This is a genomic window from Amycolatopsis sp. CA-126428 (assembly GCF_002904335.1).
Lineage (GTDB): Bacteria > Actinomycetota > Actinomycetes > Mycobacteriales > Pseudonocardiaceae > Amycolatopsis.
In genome coordinates, this window is sequence record NZ_PPHF01000129.1 from 166,021 (window position 1) to 183,085 (window position 17,065).

The 17,065-nt window shown below is 75.6% G+C and carries 9 protein-coding genes; all 9 read right to left on the minus strand.

Annotated elements, in window-relative coordinates; genetic code table 11:
• Window positions 1-46: 46 nt before the first annotated feature.
• Genes C2L58_RS31720 through C2L58_RS31760 form a run of 9 tightly spaced genes read right to left on the minus strand, consistent with a single transcriptional unit; the run spans window position 47 to window position 16,988 of the window.
• Window positions 47-1,027: a TauD/TfdA family dioxygenase gene (locus C2L58_RS31720; protein ID WP_103341345.1), complete on the minus strand. Its 981-nt coding sequence runs from the start codon at window positions 1,025-1,027 to the stop codon at window positions 47-49.
• 26 nt (window positions 1,028-1,053) lie between these two features.
• On the minus strand, window positions 1,054-11,082 hold the full coding sequence (locus tag C2L58_RS31725; protein ID WP_103341346.1) for a non-ribosomal peptide synthetase: 10,029 nt from the start codon (window positions 11,080-11,082) through the stop codon (window positions 1,054-1,056).
• Entirely contained in the window at window positions 11,079-12,014 is a 936-nt protein-coding gene (locus C2L58_RS31730) for an LnmK family bifunctional acyltransferase/decarboxylase (protein WP_103341388.1), read from the minus strand. The genes C2L58_RS31725 and C2L58_RS31730 overlap by 4 nt, the downstream gene beginning before the upstream one ends.
• On the minus strand, window positions 12,011-13,105 hold the full coding sequence (locus C2L58_RS31735) for a histidinol-phosphate transaminase (protein ID WP_103341347.1): 1,095 nt from the start codon (window positions 13,103-13,105) through the stop codon (window positions 12,011-12,013). The genes C2L58_RS31730 and C2L58_RS31735 overlap by 4 nt, the downstream gene beginning before the upstream one ends.
• Window positions 13,102-13,332 (minus strand): acyl carrier protein, encoded by a 231-nt coding sequence (locus C2L58_RS31740; protein ID WP_103341348.1) that lies wholly within the window; start codon window positions 13,330-13,332, stop codon window positions 13,102-13,104. Before C2L58_RS31740 ends, C2L58_RS31735 begins: the two co-directional genes overlap by 4 nt.
• A gap of 14 nt (window positions 13,333-13,346) precedes the next feature.
• A complete protein-coding gene (gene dmpG / locus C2L58_RS31745; RefSeq protein WP_103341349.1) occupies window positions 13,347-14,354 on the minus strand; it encodes a 4-hydroxy-2-oxovalerate aldolase in 1,008 nt (335 codons plus the stop codon).
• Window positions 14,351-15,211, minus strand: a complete 861-nt coding sequence (locus C2L58_RS31750; RefSeq protein ID WP_199191539.1) for an acetylating acetaldehyde dehydrogenase — start codon at window positions 15,209-15,211, stop codon at window positions 14,351-14,353. Before C2L58_RS31750 ends, dmpG begins: the two co-directional genes overlap by 4 nt.
• On the minus strand, window positions 15,208-16,011 hold the full coding sequence (locus C2L58_RS31755) for a 2-keto-4-pentenoate hydratase (protein WP_103341350.1): 804 nt from the start codon (window positions 16,009-16,011) through the stop codon (window positions 15,208-15,210). Before C2L58_RS31755 ends, C2L58_RS31750 begins: the two co-directional genes overlap by 4 nt.
• On the minus strand, window positions 16,008-16,988 hold the full coding sequence (locus C2L58_RS31760) for a class I SAM-dependent methyltransferase (protein WP_103341351.1): 981 nt from the start codon (window positions 16,986-16,988) through the stop codon (window positions 16,008-16,010). Before C2L58_RS31760 ends, C2L58_RS31755 begins: the two co-directional genes overlap by 4 nt.
• Window positions 16,989-17,065: the final 77 nt, after the last annotated feature.

The following is a 17,065-nucleotide window of genomic DNA, read 5'->3' on the forward strand; positions in this document are numbered from 1 at the left end:
TCCAGCCTGGTTCTCGGGGTCGGCGGATCCGGCGGGCGGGGTGGGATCAGCGCTCCAGCACGTGGCCGTCGCCGGGGCGGTGGTCGCGGGAGCGGCGCAGGTCGCCGAGCACGAACGTGCGCTGCAGCCAGCGGTCCGCCCCGTCGTAGCGGGGACGGAAGGCCGAGCGCCCGTGCAGGGCGACGCGGTTGTCGACGACGGCGAGGTCGCCGGGCTCGAGGTGCAGCGTGCGCGGCACGGCGCCGAGGGCGCGGCTCAGCTCGGCCAAGGCCGCCTGACCGGCCGGGGTGACGGCGGTGGTGGCCGCGAAGTCGACCCGCACGTCCGGGTCCTCGGCGTCTCCGGTCAACACGGCGTGGCCGGGGGTGCCCGCGCTGTCGAAACCGAACGAGGGTGGGGCGGCGGTCCGGAAGACCGGGCGGGCGAGCAGCGCGCGGGTCGGGGCGGGCAGCAGGGCCAGTGCCTCGCGGACCGAGCTGGTGTGCAGGCCCGCGACGCGGTCGTGGTCGGCGCGCAGGCAGAGCAGCAGCACGTAGTCGGGCCGGTGGACGTGGAACGCGTTTTCGTTGTGCAGCATCAGCTCGGTCGAGCCGGCGTTGCCCTGGAACGCCTCCTGGCCGGGCACCGGCACGACGTCCTGGACGAGCGCGCCGCCCTTCTCCTGCCGGTAGGCCGCCGGGTCGCCGAGGCCGCAGGCCGCCAGCAGCAGCACGGCCGCGGCGCGGGTGGTGGTGCGCTGGACCGAGCCGCCGACCGCCGGGGTGGGCGGCAGCCCGGTGTCGAGGGGCAGCCCGTGCACGGCGAGCACACCGGAGACGCCGGAGTCGCGGCGGAACGCCCGGAGCCGGCGCCGGATGCCGGCAGGCAGCTCCTCCCAGGCGGGACGCGCCGCGGCGACCAGCGCGTCGTCGACGTGCGGGTGGGCCGCCACGAGCCGGTCGGCGACCGCCGCGACCACGGCTGCTTCGCCGGGGTCCACCGTGAGGACGTTGCGGCCGGGCGCGAGCCCGACGGTCGCTTCGGTCATGGGAAACTCCTTGTCCGGGGAAAGGGTCAGCGGAGCAGCGGTTCGAGAACGGCCGCGATCCGCGCGGCGTGCTCGGGTGCCAGCAGCTCTCCGTGCGCGCACGCGATTCCGTGCCGGTCCAGGTCACCGGTCAGGTAGGGCCGCCACCGCCCGGCTTCCGCCGCCGCGGCCGTGTGCTCGGCGGTGAAGAAGACCGCGTCGCCCTCGTAGCGAGGCGGCACGTGCGCGCCGGCGAGCCGGGCGTGGCGGACGAAGGTCGCGCACAGCTGCTCGATCAGGTCGGCGCCGAGCCCGGCGAGGGGACCGTCGGCGCTCGCCAGCGCGACGAAGCTGCCGACGTCGGCGGGCCCGGCGGTGCCCGCGGGCACCCGGTGGCCCAGCGAGGCCAGCAGCTGGGCCAGTGCCTCGGCGGCGGTGGGCTCGCCGCCGTCGCCCTCGGCCGGATAGCCGTCGAGCAGGGCCAGCAGCGTGACCTTGTCGCCCGTTTCCTGGAGCCGGGCGGCCATGGCGTGCGCGACGACCGCCCCGAAGGACCAGCCGAGCAGCTGGTACGGCCCGGACGGCTGCACCTCGCGCAGCCGCGCCACGTAGCCGGCGGCCATGTCGGCCACGGTCGCCGGTGACTCGGCCCCGGCCTGCAGGGCGTAGAGGGGCCGGCCGGGGTCGAGGTGCTCCAGCAGGCTGCTGTAGACCCAGCCGATGCCGGCGCCGGGGTGCACGCAGAACAACGGGGCCGGTCCCGCCACGCCCGCACGCAGGCGCAGCAGCCCCTCGGGGGCCCGCCGGCCGCCCTCGCCGAGGAGGGCGGCCAGCCGGCCCACGGTCGGCGCGGCGAACAGGTCGGAGATGCCCACGGTGAGCCCGTACCGCTCCCGGGCCCGGGCGACCACCCGGGCGGCCAGCAGCGAGTGGCCGCCGAGAGCGAAGAAGTCGTCGTCGACGCCCACCCGTACGACGCCCAAGGCCGTTTCGAACAGCTCGCAGAGCGCCGCCTCGGTGGCCGTGCGCGGCCCGCGGCCCGCGGTGGCCGGGGCGGCCGGTTCGGGCAGGGCCGCGCGGTCGATCTTGCCGTTCGAGGTGCGGGGCAACCGGTCCAGCACCACCACGGCGGCGGGCACGGCGTACTGCGGCAGCAGCTCGGCGAGCCGGGTCCGCAGCTCGTCCGGGGTCCAGCGGGCGTCCGGGGCCGGGACGGCGTAGGCCAGCAGCCGCTCACCGCGTACGGTCGCCGCCGCCTCGACCACCTGCGGCCGGGCCGCCAGCACCGCCTCGACCTCCCCCAGCTCGACGCGGAAACCGCGCACCTTGACCTGGTCGTCGTCGCGGGCCACGAAGTCGACGGTGCCGTCGGCGCGGCGGCGCACGAGGTCCCCGGTGCGGTACATGCGCTCGCCGGGCGGGCCGAACGGGTCCGCGACGAACCGCCCCGCCGTGCGGCCGGGCAACGCGAGGTAGCCGCGGGCGAGCAGGTCACCCGCGATGTACAGCTCGCCGGTGACACCGGGCGGGGTGGGGGCCAGGCTGTCGTCGAGGACGTACCAGCGGGTGCCCCACACGGGCCGGCCGATGGTGATGCCGCCGTCGGGCAGCTCGTCGCCGGGCTCGATGCGGAATTCGCCGCAGCCCACGGTGGTCTCGGTCGGGCCGTACTCGTTGATCACGGTGACGCCGGGGTGCCGGGCCCGCCACTCGCGCAGCGCCGAGCCGAGCAGCAGTTCACCGCCGAGGACGAGGTCCCGGGTGGGCGCGTACTCGGGCGGCAGCACGCCGAACAGCCCCAGGTGCGACGGGGTGGCCTTGACGAAGGTGGGTGGCCCGGCCACGGCGGCCGGTGCGCCCGTCGGCTCGGTCGGCTCGGTCAGCTCGGTCAGGTGCACTTCACCACCGGCGGTGAGCGTGCCCCAGAGGCCGGTCACGGTCAGGTCGAACACGACCGGGGAGTGCACGAGGGAGCGGCCGGCCATCCCGGGGTAGGCGTGCCGGGCCCACGCGAGGTAGCTCGCCAGCGAGCGGTGCTCGACCACCACGCCCTTCGGCTCGCCCGTCGAGCCCGAGGTGAAGATCACGTACGCGGCGGCGGCGGGCGGCAGGGGGATCCCGGGGTCGGTGGCGTCCTCCGCACCCGGTGTCGGATCGCCGGTGAGCACCAGCGCGGGGGCCGCGGTCTCCAGGAGGCGGGACTTCCGTCCGGCGGGCTGGGTGGGGTCGAGCGGCAGGTAGGCCGCGCCCGCCTTCAGCACCCCCAGCAGCGCCACGACCAGATCCGCACCGGGCGGCAGTTCGACGCCGACCAGGTCGCCCGGGACGACGCCGCGGCCGATCAGGTGGCGGGCCAGCCGGTTCGCCCGTGCGTCCAGCTCGCCGTACGTCAGGCGGGCGGCCCCGGCCACCACCGCCGTCCGCGACGGCGTTGCGGCGGCCCGGGCGGAGACGAGGGCCGGGACCAGCGCCGGTTCCGGTGCGGCCGGGCCGGCTCCGGCCGCGAGCAGGGCACTGCGCTCGGCGGGGCCGAGGACGTCGACCCGGTCCACCCGGGCGTCCGGGTCGGCCACGACGGCCGCCAGCACCCGGACGAGCCGGTCCGCGATCGCCTGCGCGGTCGCCGGGTCGAACAGGTCGGCCGCGTACTCGAGGACGCCGTCGACACCGGCCGGAGTGCCGTCCGGGGCGTGCTGCTCGGCGAAGCCGAACGAGAGGTCGAAGCGGGCCGTTCCGCCGCCGACGGCCTCTTCGGCCACGGTCACCCCCGGGAGGCGGAGCTCCCCCGCCGCCGTGTTCTGGAAGGTCAGCATCACCTGGACCAGCGGGTGGGTGGCGGACCGGGCCGGGTTGAGTTCCTCGACGAGCCGCTCGAAGGGCACGTCCTGGTGGTCGTAGGCGGCCAGGTCGGTCGCGCGGACCCGGGCCAGGAGCTCGCCGAACGAGGGGGCACCGGACAGGTCGGTGCGCAGGACGAGCGTGTTGACGAAGAAGCCGACCAGGTCGTCGAGGGCGGAGTCGGTGCGCCCGGCGATCGCCGTGCCGAGGGGGATGTCGGTCCCGGCGCCGAGCCGGGACAGCAGCACCGCCACCGCGGCCTGCAGCACCATGAACACGGTGGCCTGCCGCGCCCGGGCCAGCCGGGCGACGCCGGCGTGCAGCTCGGGGTCCAGCCGCAGGCCCACCTCCCCGCCGTCGTACGAGCGGGCCGGGGTGCGCGGCCGGTCCACGGGCAGTTCCAGGCATTCGGGCAAGCCGGCCAGCTGCCGCCGCCAGTAGCCGAGCTGCCCGGCGGCGGTGGTGTCCAGCAGTTCGCGTTGCCAGAGGGTGTAGTCGGCGTACTGAACGGGCAGCGGCGCCCACCCGGGAGCCGTTCCGGCGCGGCGAGCGGCGTAGGCGGTGCCGAGGTCGCGCAGCAGCGGTTCGAGGGACCAGCCGTCGCTGGCGATGTGGTGCAGGGTGAGCACGAGCCGCCCGTCGCCGGTCAGCCAGGCCCGGATCGGGAGGTCGCGGGTCAGGTCGAACGCCGCTTCGGGCGCGGGTGGCAGTGCGCTGAGGCCGGGCCGGGCCTGCGCGCTGTCCAGCACCAGCTGCCGCGGGGTGCCCTCGACAGCGGGGAAGATCGTGCGCAGGGCCTCGTGCCGGGCGATCACGTCGCCGAAGGCCGCTTCCAGGGCGTCCCGGTCGACGTCGCCGGTGAGGCGGAAGGCCAGCGAGCTGTTGTAGGTGGCGCCCGGGCCCTCGAGCTGGGCCAGGAACCAGAGCCGCTGCTGGGCGTACGACAGCGGCAGCGGCTCCGGGCGCTCCCGCACGGTCATCGCCGGGCGGGCCGGGGTGTGCTCGCCGGGCAGGGCGGCCAGCGAAGCCACGTCGGGGTGCTCGAACAGCGTCCGGATCGGAATCTCGACGCCCAGCTCGGCCCGGATCCGGCCGACCAGGCGGGTGGCCAGCAGGGAATGGCCGCCGAGGGCGAAGAAGCCGTCGTCCACGCCGACCCGGGGCACGTCGAGGACCTCGGCGAACAGTGCGCAGAGCAGCTCTTCGCGGGGCGTGCGCGGGGCCCGGCCGCCGGGCCGCGGCGCCGCCGCGGGCTCGGGCAGGGCCCCCCGGTCGACCTTGCCGTTCGCGGTGACCGGGAGCCGGTCGAGCACGACGACGGCGGCCGGGACCAGGTGTTCGGGCAGCCGTTCCGCGGTGTAGGCACGCAGGTCTTCGGCCGCGGCGTCGCCGACGACGTAGGCGACCAGGCGTTTGTCGGTCGTGCCGCGCACCACGACCGCGACCTGGCGGACGGCGGGGTGGGCGGCCAGCGCGGCCTCGATCTCGCCCGGCTCGACCCGGAAACCGCGGATCTTCACCTGCCCGTCGTCGCGGCCGGCGAACTCGAGCACCCCGCCGGGCCCCCAGCGGCCCAGGTCACCCGTGCGGTACATCCGCTCTCCCGGCGCGCCGTGGGGGTCGGCGACGAACCGGCAGGCGGTCAGTCCCGGCCGGCCGAGGTAGCCCCGCGTCACCCCCGGCCCGGCCAGGTAGAGCTCGCCGGTCACGCCCTCGGGCACCGGCTGCAGGCAGTCGTCGAGCACGAGCACCCGGGCGTTGTCGAGCGGACGGCCCAGCGGCACGGTCGCGCCGACCTCGGCCGGATCGGACATCCGGTGCCAGGTCTTGATCGCGGTGACCTCGGTCGGGGCGTACACCGCGACGACTTCGGTGCCGGGGCAGGCGCGGAGCAGCGTCCGGACGGCGGCGGCCGAGACGATGTCGCCGCCGGTCCAGACCTCGCGGACCGTGCGGAACGTCTCCGCGTGCTCGCCGGCGAGGATTTGGAACAGCCCCGAGGGCGCCTGCACGAGCGTCGTCCGGCGCTCGGTGACCGTGCGGGTGAGCACGGCGGGGTCGAGCGGGCCGGCCGGGGCGAGCACGATGCGGCCGCCGGTGACAAGCGGCGCCCAGATCTCCGTGGTCGACGCGTCGAACGCGATCGGCGAGTGCAGCAGGACGGCCTCGTGGGCACCGGAGCGGAACCCGCCGTTGGCGAGCAGGTCGGCCAGGTTGCGGTGGGTGGTGCCGACCCCCTTCGGCGTGCCGGTCGAGCCCGAGGTGTAGACGAGGTAGGCCAGCTGGTCCGGGTGCACGGCCGGCAGCGGGAGCCGGCTCCCGCCGGGGGGCTCCTCGCCGGGGACGAGCACCGGGCAGCGGGCCTCGACGGCGATCGGGTGGTCGCGGTGCTCGTCGTCCACCAGCAGCACGGTGGCGCCGGCGTCACCGAGGATCGTGCGCAGGCGCGGGAGCGGGTAGCGGTCGTCGAGCGGCACGTAGGTGCCGCCCGCCCGCGCCGCCGCGACGATCGCCACGACGAGGTCCATGCCGCGCCCGGCCAGGATCGCGACGCGTTCTTCCGGCCGGAGCCCGCGCGCGACGAGGTGCCGGGCCAGCCGGTCCGCCCGCGCCGACAGCGCGCGGTACGTGAGGCTCGCACCGCCCTCGGCCACCGCGACGGCGTCCGGCGTCGCGGTGGCCTGCAGCGCGAAGAGCTCAGGCAGGGTTTGCCGGGGCAGCGGGGTGCCCGCGGCACCGCGGCCCAGCCGCAGCAGCCGGGCCCGCTCCCCCGCGCCGAGCAGGTCGATCGAGCTCAAGCGCAGGTCCGGCCGGACGGCGACCGCCCGCAGCAACGCGGTGAGCCGCGCCGCGATGGCCTCGGCGCTGCGGTGCTCGAAGAGATCGGCGGCGTAGACCAGCTCGCCGTGCAGACCGGCCGGGCGGCCGCCGGGGCCGTGCCGCTCGTCGACGACGACGTTGAGGTCGAACTGGGCGTGGTGGCCCTCGACCGGTTCGAAGCGGGCGGCCAGGCCCGGGACGTCCAGGGTCGGCTCGGCCCGGTTGTCGTGCGTGACGACGGTTTGGAACAGCGGGTGGCGCCCGGGCACGCGAGCCGGGTTGAGCCGCTCGACCAGCGTCTCGAACGGCACGTCCCGGTGGTCGTACGCGGCGAGCGCGGTCGTGCGGACCCGGTCGAGCAGCTCGGCGAAGGTCGGGTTGCCGCCGGTGCGCGTGCGGAGCACGAGGGTGTTGACGAAGAAGCCGACGAGGTCGTGCAGTTCCTCGTCGTCCCGGCCGGCCACCGGGGTGCCGAGCGGGATGTCGTGGCCGGCGCCGAGCCGCGTCCACAGGGCCGCGACCGCCGCCTGCAGCACCATGAACATGCTGGCCCGGTGCTCCGCGGCGAGCGCGGCGAGCGCGGTGTGGACGCCGGCGTCCAGCGTGAACGGCACGTGCCCGCCCCGGTGGGTGGGGGTCGCGGGGCGGGGCCGGTCGTAGGGCAGCGGCAGTTCGTCCGGCAGGTCGCGCAGTACTTCGCTCCAGACCTGCACGGACGCGTCGTCGAGGCGCTGACGCAGGGCGTAGTCGGCGTACTGGACGCGCAACGGCGCCCAGCCGGGTGCCTCTCCGGCGCGCCGGGCGACGTAGGCGGTGCCGAGGTCGCGCAGCAGCGGCGCGAGGGAGCCGCCGTCGCTGGCGATGTGGTGCAGGAGCAGCAGCAGGACGTGCTCGCCCTCGCTGCGGAAGAGCCACGCGCGGAGCGGGATCTCGGCGGCGAGGTCGAAGACGGTCGCCGAGGCGCCGGCCAGCGCCGCGGCGAGCTCCTCGCGCGTCGCGCAGTCGACGGCCGGCAGGTCCGGGAGGAAGGCGGGCAGGATGCGCTGCTCGGGCCGGCCATCGGTCGCGGGGAAGACCGTCCGCAGGCTCTCGTGCCGGGCCAGGACGTCGCCGATCGCGCGGCGCAGGGCCCCGGCGTCCAGCTCGCCGGTCAGGCGCAGGGCGACCGGGGTGTTGTAGAGCGAGCTGGCGCCTTCCAGCTGCTCGACGAACCAGAGGCGCTGCTGGGCGTACGACAGCGGCAGCCGGCCGGGACGCACGGCGGCGCTCAGCGGGGTGCGGCCGGGGCCGGCGGCCCGCAGGCGGTGTGCGGCCCCGGCGACCGTGGGCGCCTCGAAGAGCGCGCGGATCGGCAGGTCGAGGCCGAGCTCGGCGGCGATGCGGCCGGTCAGGCGGGTGGCCAGGAGCGAGTGGCCGCCGAGGTCGAAGAAGCTGTCGTCGACGCCGACGCGGTCGAGCCCCAGCACGGCGGCGAAGATTTCGCCGAGCCGCGCTTCCAGCTCGGTCGGCGGGCGGTCCGGCGCGCCGCTCCCGGCCGAGAAGTCGGGCGCGGGCAGGGCGGCCCGGTCGAGCTTGCCGTTGACGGTGAGCGGCAGGGCGTCCAGCGGCACCACGGCGGCCGGCACCATGTACTCGGGCAGCTGCCGGGCGACGTGCGCGCGCAGCGCTGCGGGCAGGCCGTCCGGGGCGTCCGCCGCGGGCACGACGTACGCCACCAGCCGCGGGCCGCCGGGCTCGTCGGTGCGGGCCACGACGGCCACCCGGGCCACGGCGGGGTGGGCGCCCAGCACGGTCTCGATCTCGCCCGGCTCGATCCGGAAGCCGCGGATCTTGATCTGCTGGTCGGCCCGGCGGACGAACTCGAGCATGCCGTCCGCCGCCCAGCGGCAGACGTCGCCCGAGCGGTACATGCGCTCACCGGGTGCGCCGAACGGGTCCGGCACGAACCGCTCGGCGGTCAGGTCGGGGCGGTTGAGGTAGCCGCGGGCCAGCTGCACGCCCGCGATGTACGCCTCCCCCGGGATCCCCGGCGGCACCGGCTGCAGGCGGTCGTCGAGCAGGTGGACGCGGGAGTTGCGGATGGGGCGGCCGATGGGGGCGATCGCGGCGCCGTCCGGGACCGTCGCCGGCCCGTAGGCCGGCTGCGAGGTCATGACGATCGTGGTCTCGCTGGGGCCGTACTCGTTGACCAGGGGCCAGCCCAGCTCGCGGGCGACCCGGGCGGCCACGCGGCCGGAGAGCGCCTCGCCCCCGCTGCGGACCAGGCGCAGGCCCGTGATCGCCTCGGCGAGGGGCTCCTGCGCGAACGCGGCGAGCGCCGAAGGGACGAAGTGGAGCACGTTCACGCCGTGCCGCCGGACCTGCGCGGCGAGGTAGGGCAGGTCACGCTGGGCGCCCGGGCGGGGCACCACGATCGCCGCGCCGGCCAGCAGCGGCCAGATCAGCTCGTTGATCGAGATGTCGAAGCCGTACGCGGTCTTCTGCAGCACCCGGTCGGCGGAACCGAGCCGGAAGCGCTCCTGGGCCCAGGCGAAGTGGTTGACGAGCCCCTCGTGGGAGAGGACGACGCCCTTGGGCATCCCCGTCGAACCCGACGTGAAGATGACGTACGCGGGGTGCGCGGGACGGAGCCGCGGAGCCGGTACCGGGTCGGGCAGCTGACCGGCGATCCGCGTGGCCGTACCGGGGTCGTCGAGCGCGATCCGGCGTACCGGGAACTCGGTGTCGTGCTGCTCACCGGAGGTCACGAGCAGGGCGGGACGGCTCACCCGCAGGACGTTCTCCGCCCGCGCGGGGGGCAGGTCCGGGTCGAGCGGCACCAGCGCCGCCCCCGCCTTGAGCACCGCCCAGATCGCGACGACCTGCTCCGGTGAACGTTCCATCGCCACCGCGACCGGGGTCTCCGGGCCCGCACCCGCCGCCGCCAGGTACCGGGCCAGGCGGTTCGCCCGCGCGTCGAACTCGGCGTAGGTCCACCGCACATCGTCGCTCAGCAGGGCCGTGGCCTGCGGATCCCCGGCCACGCGGGACGCGAGCAGTTCCGGCAGGGTCGCGCTCTCGACCGGCGCGGCGGTGTCGTTCCAGGTCGACCGGACCCGGCGGTGTTCGTCGGCGCTGAGCAGGTCGAGGGCGCCGATGGGCCGGTGCGGGTCGTCCGCGACGGCCTCGAGCAGCCGGACCAGCCGGGTGAGCAGGCTCCGCGCGGTGTCCTCGTCGAACAGGTCGGCGGCGTAGTCGACGGTGATGCCGCCGTCCTCGGCGAAGTCGAAGACGAGGTCGAACCGGGCGACGGGGAGGTCGAAATCCTCCTCGCGGCAGTCCAGGTCCCCGAGGCGGCCGGGCACCGGGGTCTGGCTGCCGGACGTGACCAGCGTCTGGAAGAGCGGGTGGCGGCCGGGCACCCTGGCGGGGCCCAGCTGCTCGACGACCGCCTCGAACGGCGCGTCCTGGTGGTCGAAGGCGGCCAGGTCCGTCGCGCGGACGCGGGCGAGCAGCTCGGCGAAGGTGGGGTTGCCGCCGGTGCCGGTGCGCAGCACGAGTGTGTTCACGAAGAAGCCGATCAGCGGGGTCAGCGCCTCGTCGGCCCGGCCGGCCACCGGGGTGCCCAGCGCGATGTCCTCCCCCGCGCCCAGCCGGGTGAACAGCGCGGCGACCGCCGCCTGCCGCAGCATGAACGGGCTGACCCGTTCGGCCGTGGCCAGCGCCGCCAGGCGTTCGTGTGCGTGCTGCCCGACGCTCGCGGACACCCGGCCGCCCCGCAGCGACGGGTGGGCCGGGCGGGGCCGGTCGTACGGCAGCGGCAGTTCCTCGGGCAGCCCGTCGAGAGCGGATCGCCAGTAGCCGAGCTGAGTGGCGAGCACGCTGCCCGGCTCGTCGGCGGCACCGAGCAGCTCACGCTGCCAGAGGGCGTAATCGGCGTATTGGACCGGCAGCGGCTCCCGGACCGGCTCCCGCCCGGCGGCCCGCTGCGTGTACGCGTGTCCGAGATCCTCGAACAACGGCCCCAGCGAGGCGCCGTCGCAGGCGATGTGGTGCAGGACCAGGAGCAGGACGTGTTCCTCGCCGACCCGGAACAGCCAAGCGCGCAACGGGATCTCGGTGACGATGTCGAACCCGTGCCCGGCCGCGGCCGCCAGTGCCGCCCGCAGCTCGGCCTCCCCGGCGCACTCCCGGACGACCAGCTCGGGCCGGACCTGACCGGCCGGCAGGATCCGCTGCTCGGGCTGCCCGTCGACGGCGGGGTAGACGGTCCGCAGGCTCTCGTGCCGTCCGGCCAGGTCGCCGAGCGCGGCCCGCAGCGCCGCCGCGTCGATCCGGCCGGACAGCCGCACCGCGATCGGCGTGTTGTACAGCGCGGTCGCCGGCTCGAACTGCTCGAGGAACCAGAGCCGTTGCTGCGCGTGGGACAGGGGAATCATGCCGGGCCTCCGGTCTCGATGGCGGTCGCCGCGACGAGCCGGCCCGTCGCCCGGTCCCGCATGACCAGGTCGGCGATCTCGCGCCCCGGGTCCCGTTCGTCGCGCCACAGCCGCAGGGTCACGGCGAACACCGTCCCCGGGTCCGCGTTGCCGAAATAGCCGATCCGCTGGTCGATCACCCGGCGCCGCAGGAACAGCTCGTCCGTGCGCCCGAGGGAGCGCCACGCGGCCAGCAGTGCCGTGTCGAACACCGAGAAGTACGACGCGAAGTACATGAGCCCGGCGCCGTTGAGGTCCCGCACCACGTCGAGCGCGTGCTCGCTGGTGCGCGCCCGCCCGACCTCGGCGAAGCCCTCCGGGCCGTCCGGGTGGAACCCGCCCGCGGCCCGTGCTCGGCCCACTTCGGCGCGCGGCGAGTACTCGGTGGGCAGCACCGGCAGGTGCTCGTAGGCGAAGTCCGGCGGCGCCAGGCGGGTCAGCCCTTCGTTGCTGCCGGCCGTGCGACGGGCGACCCAGCGGTTGAAGTTCTCGACGTACATGCAGTCGGGGTGCGGGCGCTCGTGGAACTCGTCCGCCGCCAAGGGCTCGCCGGGGGCGAACAGGCCCGCGGGCGCCAGCCGGTGCAGGGTGATGACCGACTGGCTGCCGAGCTGGAAGACCCGGGACGTCACCGTCAGCTCGTCGCCGAACGTCAGCCCGTGCGGGTGCACGACGGCTCCGCCGCGCACCCGGTAGTAGTAGAAGGACAGGTACGCGGGATCGCCGGCGGCCGTCCGGGCAGCGTGGACGTTCACGCCGCACGACTGCGCCACCGCTTCCCAGGTCCAGTCGCCGATGCGGCCGAAGATCAGGGAACCCCCGCTGCACATGCCCGGCGCCACCACGACGTCGCGGCCGAGCGTTCCGCCCGGGACGACGGTGGTCGCGGTCATGCCGGCACCCCTTCCCGGGATCGCGCCGCGCCGCGCCACGCGGCCGCTGCGGCGAGGAAGTCGTCGTTGTCCTCCGAGGTGCCGACGGTCACGCGGACGCCTTGGCCCGCGAAGCACCGCACCGCGACCCGGCGGCCGGCGCACCAGCCGGCGAAGCGCTCGGCGGCCTCGCCCAGCCGCAGCCACAGGAAGTTCGCCTCGCTCGGCGGCACGTCCCAGCCCGCGCGCAGCAGCACAGCGCGTACCCGGGCGCGCTCGGCGACGGTGGCGTCGGTGACCGCGCGCATCCGGGCCGGCTCGCGCAGCGCCGCCACCGCGGCGGCCTGCGCCACCGAGCCGACCGAATACGCCGGCACGCCCTTGCGCAGCTGCTCGGCGACCCGCGCGTCGGCCACGAGGTAGCCCACCCGCAGCCCCGCCAGCCCGTACGCCTTGGAGAACGTCCGCAGCACCACGACGTTGGGCCGGTCGCTCGCCAGGCGCGGGAAGGCGGCGAGGTCGCGAACGTATTCGGCGTAGGCCTGGTCGATCGCGACCAGGCAGGTGGGCGGCACCCGGTCCAGGAACGCCGCCAGCTCGGCCGCCGGCACCGCCGTCCCCGTCGGGTTGTTGGGGTCGCAGACCACCACGAGCCCGGTCCGCGCGGTGACCCGTTCCGCCATGGCCGGCAGGTCGTGGACGTGCCCGGTCAGCGGCACCTGGACCGGACGCACGCCGGCCAGCTCGGCCAGGGGCCGGTACAGCTCGAAGGAGGGCCGCGCCAGCACCGCCTCCGCCCCCGGCTCGGCAACGGCCTGGAAGAGCAGCTGCAGCAACGCCACCGATCCGGCACCGGCCACGAACCGCTCCGGTCCGATCCGGTGCGTCCGGGCCAGCTCGGCCACCAGCTCCGTGCACCCCGGGTCGGGATAGCGGTGCACCGCCGCCGCGGCCCGGGCGGCCGCGTCCACCGCCGGGCGCGGCGGCGCCTCCGGCGATTCGTTCGCCGACAGCAGCCGGGGCGGCGGCACCTCGTGGACGCCCTCCGTGGGCCGGTAGCCGGGCAGGTCGTACAGGGCGCGGCGCAGGTGCGGCAGCGGCTTCGGGTTCACGACGCCGCCTTGCGCTCGGCCACCAGCCGCGCGACGTCCCCGACCGTCACCGTGTCCAGCAGCTCCCAGTCGTGGACCACGATGCCGAGCCGCGCGTCGAGCAGCTCGGCCAGCTCCACCACCGCGAGGGAGTCCAGGCCGACCTCCTCGCGGGTCGCGGCCGGGCGGATGTCGTCGGCCCGGACTCGCATGGAGCGGACCAGGATGTCCTTGACCACCTCGTACACGTCCCCACCCCCTCTCAACTGGTCGTGCGCCGGCCCGCCAGGGCCAGCGCCACGTCGACGATGAGGTCCTCCTGACCGGCGACCGCTTGCCGGCGGCCCAGTTCGAAGAAGACGTCGCGGGGGTCGACGCCCTCGCGCCGCGCGACGTCGAGGACCCGGCCCTTGAAGCCGGAGAACACCCCGGCCAGCCCGCTGACCACGCCGACCGAGTCGATCGTGGGCGGTGCGGGCATGAGCACCCGGCCGGCGACATCCGCCGCGTCCAGCAGGCCGTACAGGTCGATGCCGGTCGGGTGGCCGAGCCGCTCCAGCACCGGGACCAGGACTTCGAGCTGCGCGTTGCCGGCCCCCGCACCGAAACCGCGGGCACAGGCGTCGATGATGGCCGCCCCGGCCCGCACCGCGGCGACCGAGTTGGCGATCGCCATGCCCAGGTTGTTGTGGCCGTGGAACAGGACCGGCACCCCGGTCGCCTCGCGGATGGCGGTGATCCGCTCGGTCACGTCCTCCGGCAGGTAGTGCCCGGCCGAGTCCATGATCCCGACCGCCAGCGCGCCGGAGGAGACCAGCTTCGCCGCCTCGCCCGCCAGCCGGGCCGGGGTCGCCATGTGGCTCATCATCAGCACGCCCTGCGCTTCGACACCCTGCTCGCGCAGCCAGCCCAGGTGCCGCTCCGCGAGGTCGGCCTCGGTGCAGTGGGTGCCGATCCGCACGATGTCCGCGCCCCGGGTCACCGCCATCCGCAGGTCCGCGGTCGTGCCCCAGCCCGGCAGCATGAAGGCGGCCATCCGGCTGTTCGGCAGCGCCGCCCGGACGGTCTCCAGCATCTCCTCGTCGGAGAGCTTCGCCCGGCCCGCCTGCAGCGAGGAGGCCCCGAGGCCGTTGCCGTGCCCGACTTCCACGACGGGGACGCCGGCGGCGTCGGCCGCTCGCGCGTACGCCCGCAGCTGCTCCGCGTCGAGCTGGTGGCCGACCGCGTGGTGGCCGTCGCGCAGCGTCGGGTCGTGGATGACGACGGTCATGCCTGCCCCGCATAGAGTTCGGCCACGCGCACGGCGGCGGAGTTGATGATCTCGAGGTTCCCGGCGTACGCCGGGATGCGGCCGCCGGTCGCGCTCACTTCGACGGCGACGAACGCGCGGCCGGCGCCGGCCACGCACGCGGCCACGCGGTAGCCGGGCACGTAGGTCCGCATCCGCTGCTCGGTGGCGAGGACGGCTTCGGAAACGCACGCCTCGTCCAGGTCCGCGCCGAGCAGCGTCACCGCCACCCGGAACGTCGCGGGCGGGCGGGCCGGGCTGATGTTGAGCAGCGCCTTGACCTGCTTCACCCCGGTGAACCGGGTGACCGCCTCCTGCGTAGTGGCGACGTACTCGTCCAGGTTCAGCCGGGTCGCGCGGCCCACCCCGGGGCCGGCCGCCGTGGTCACGACCTCGATGTACTCGGCGTCGTCCGCCCGGGTGATCGCGTGCAGCAGCGGCAGCACGGCCTGGCCGCCGCAGCTGATCATGCTCAGGTCCGGGTGCGCCAGCGCGTCGGCGTCGTTCACCCCCGGCACCACCATGTGCCCGGCGTTGCTCGGCGTCAGGTCGACCAGCAGCGTGCCCGTGCCCCGCAGCAGCTCGGCGTGCTCCGCGTGCGCGGTGGCGTCCGTCGCGTCGAACACGATCCGCGGCGGACGGCCGCGCTCCAGCAGCGCCCGGATCCCGCCGCCGGTCGTGGCGATGCCCGAGTCCGCCACCTTGCGCAGCCCGGCCGCGCCGGGGTCGCGGGCCACGACCAGCGCGCAGTCGAGCAGCGGCGAGCGGTGCACCAGGTCGGCCAGGCCCGCACCGATCAGGCCGGCGCCGAGCACCGCCGCGGGCATCGGAGCGGTCACGGCTTCCCCGCCCCGGCCGCGACGTCCAGGCGAACCGTGCCGAGCCGGTCGAACTCCGCGACGAAGCGGTCGCCGGGCGCGAGCGGCACGGCCGCGTGCAGCGCCCCCGTCATGACCAGCTGGCCGGCGTCCAGGGTGACGCCGTGCTCTCCGAGGGTGTTCGCCAGCCAGGCGACGACGGCCACGGGATCACCCAGCGCCGCCGCACCCGCGCCCGTCGCGACCAGCTCGCCGTTGCGGGAGAACGCCATGCCCAGCAGCCGGTAGTCGTCGTCCGGCCCGGAGGGCACCGGGTCCGCCAGCACGACCGCACCGTTGGAGGCCAGGTCCGCGACGGTGTCGGCGAGCCGGATCCGCCAGTCCGCGATGCGCGAGTCGACGATCTCCAGACCGGCGATGACCTCGCCGAGCGCCGCGCGGACCTGCTCGGCCGTGACCCCGGGGCCGCGCAGCGGGGCGGCCAGCCGGAACACGATCTCCGCCTCGACCCGGGGCGCGATGAAGTCGCCCAGGTCGACCCGCGCGCCGTCGGGGTGGATCGTCGACGCCAGCACCGGTCCGTAGTCCGGTGTGCCGACCCCGAGCACGGCCTGCATCGGCTTCGAGGTCAGGCCGGCCTTGTAGCCCACCGTCCGGTCGCCGTCGGCGAGCAGCAGGGCGAGCAGTTCCTGCTGGATCTCGTAGCCGTCCCGCAGGCCCAGTTCCGGGTCCTCGTCGGTGAAGGGCGCGATGGCGGTGCGGGTCGCCCTGGCGGTGTAAAGCGCCTTCGCCCGGGTTCGCGCGACGGTCTCCGCGGTCATCGGGACGCGACCATCATGCGGCTGCCCGGCATGCCCAGCGGTGTCGAGGTCACTTTCGCGAAACCCGCCCGGCGGAACAGAGCGCGCCATTGCTCCCCCGACGGCAGCTCGACGTTCATCGAGCTCGCGTGCAGGTAGGTGAAGAGAGCGCTGAACGCCCGCTCCGCGCCGCTGGCGTAGGGCACCGCGTCGGTGACGATCACGGTGCCGCCGGGGGCGAGGGACTCCCGGCAGGCCCGCAGCACCCCCTCGGCCACCTCCGGCCGGGCCAAGGTGTCGTGGAGGACGAACCCGGCGTGCACGACGTCGGCGTCCCGCACCGGCGAGGCGTCCTCGACGAGCGACTCGATCGGCCGGTGCACGACGTCGAGCCGGTCACCCACCCCGGCTCGCCCGGCCGCCGCGGTGGCCTCCGCGCAGGCGCCGGCGCTCAGGTCCAGCGCGACACCGGTGCTGTTCGGCAGTTCGGTCAGCAACCGCACCAGCAGCGCGCCCGCGCCGGCACCCAGGTCGACGATCCGCTGCGGCTTGCGGCTGAGGATCTCCTCCACCACCCCGGGGTAGAAGCCGTACGTCCCGATCCAGCGCGACGACACCGCCACCTTGCGCCCGTCGCGGCTGTGGCCGGCCGCGGTCGCGGGGTCGCGCAGGATCTCCGCGGCGTGGTCCAGGTAGGGCCGGTTGGCCGTCAGCGACCACGAGACGTAGCCGGCCCGGTAGCGGCGGCCCGCCATGTCCGCGCCCGGCACGAACTCCCGGGGGTGCGAGCCCGGCTCCAGCAGCCCCGCGGCCAGCAGCGCGCCGGTGAAGGCCACGGCTCCCCGGCCGTCCACCCGGCCGTGCTCGGTCACTTCGTCCAAAGTGAACGGACGGCCGCCGTCCAGCAGCCCGGAGAGACCGAGCGCCTCCGCCATCTCGAAAAACGCCGCGTACGCAGCCAAGTCGGCCGCTGATTCCCGGTCGTCGATCAGGTTCATGCCCTACTCCCGCGTCCACGCGTCTTCCGGTCTTCGCCATCATGGGTGGCCGCAATCCCCGCGCACGACCGTAATTC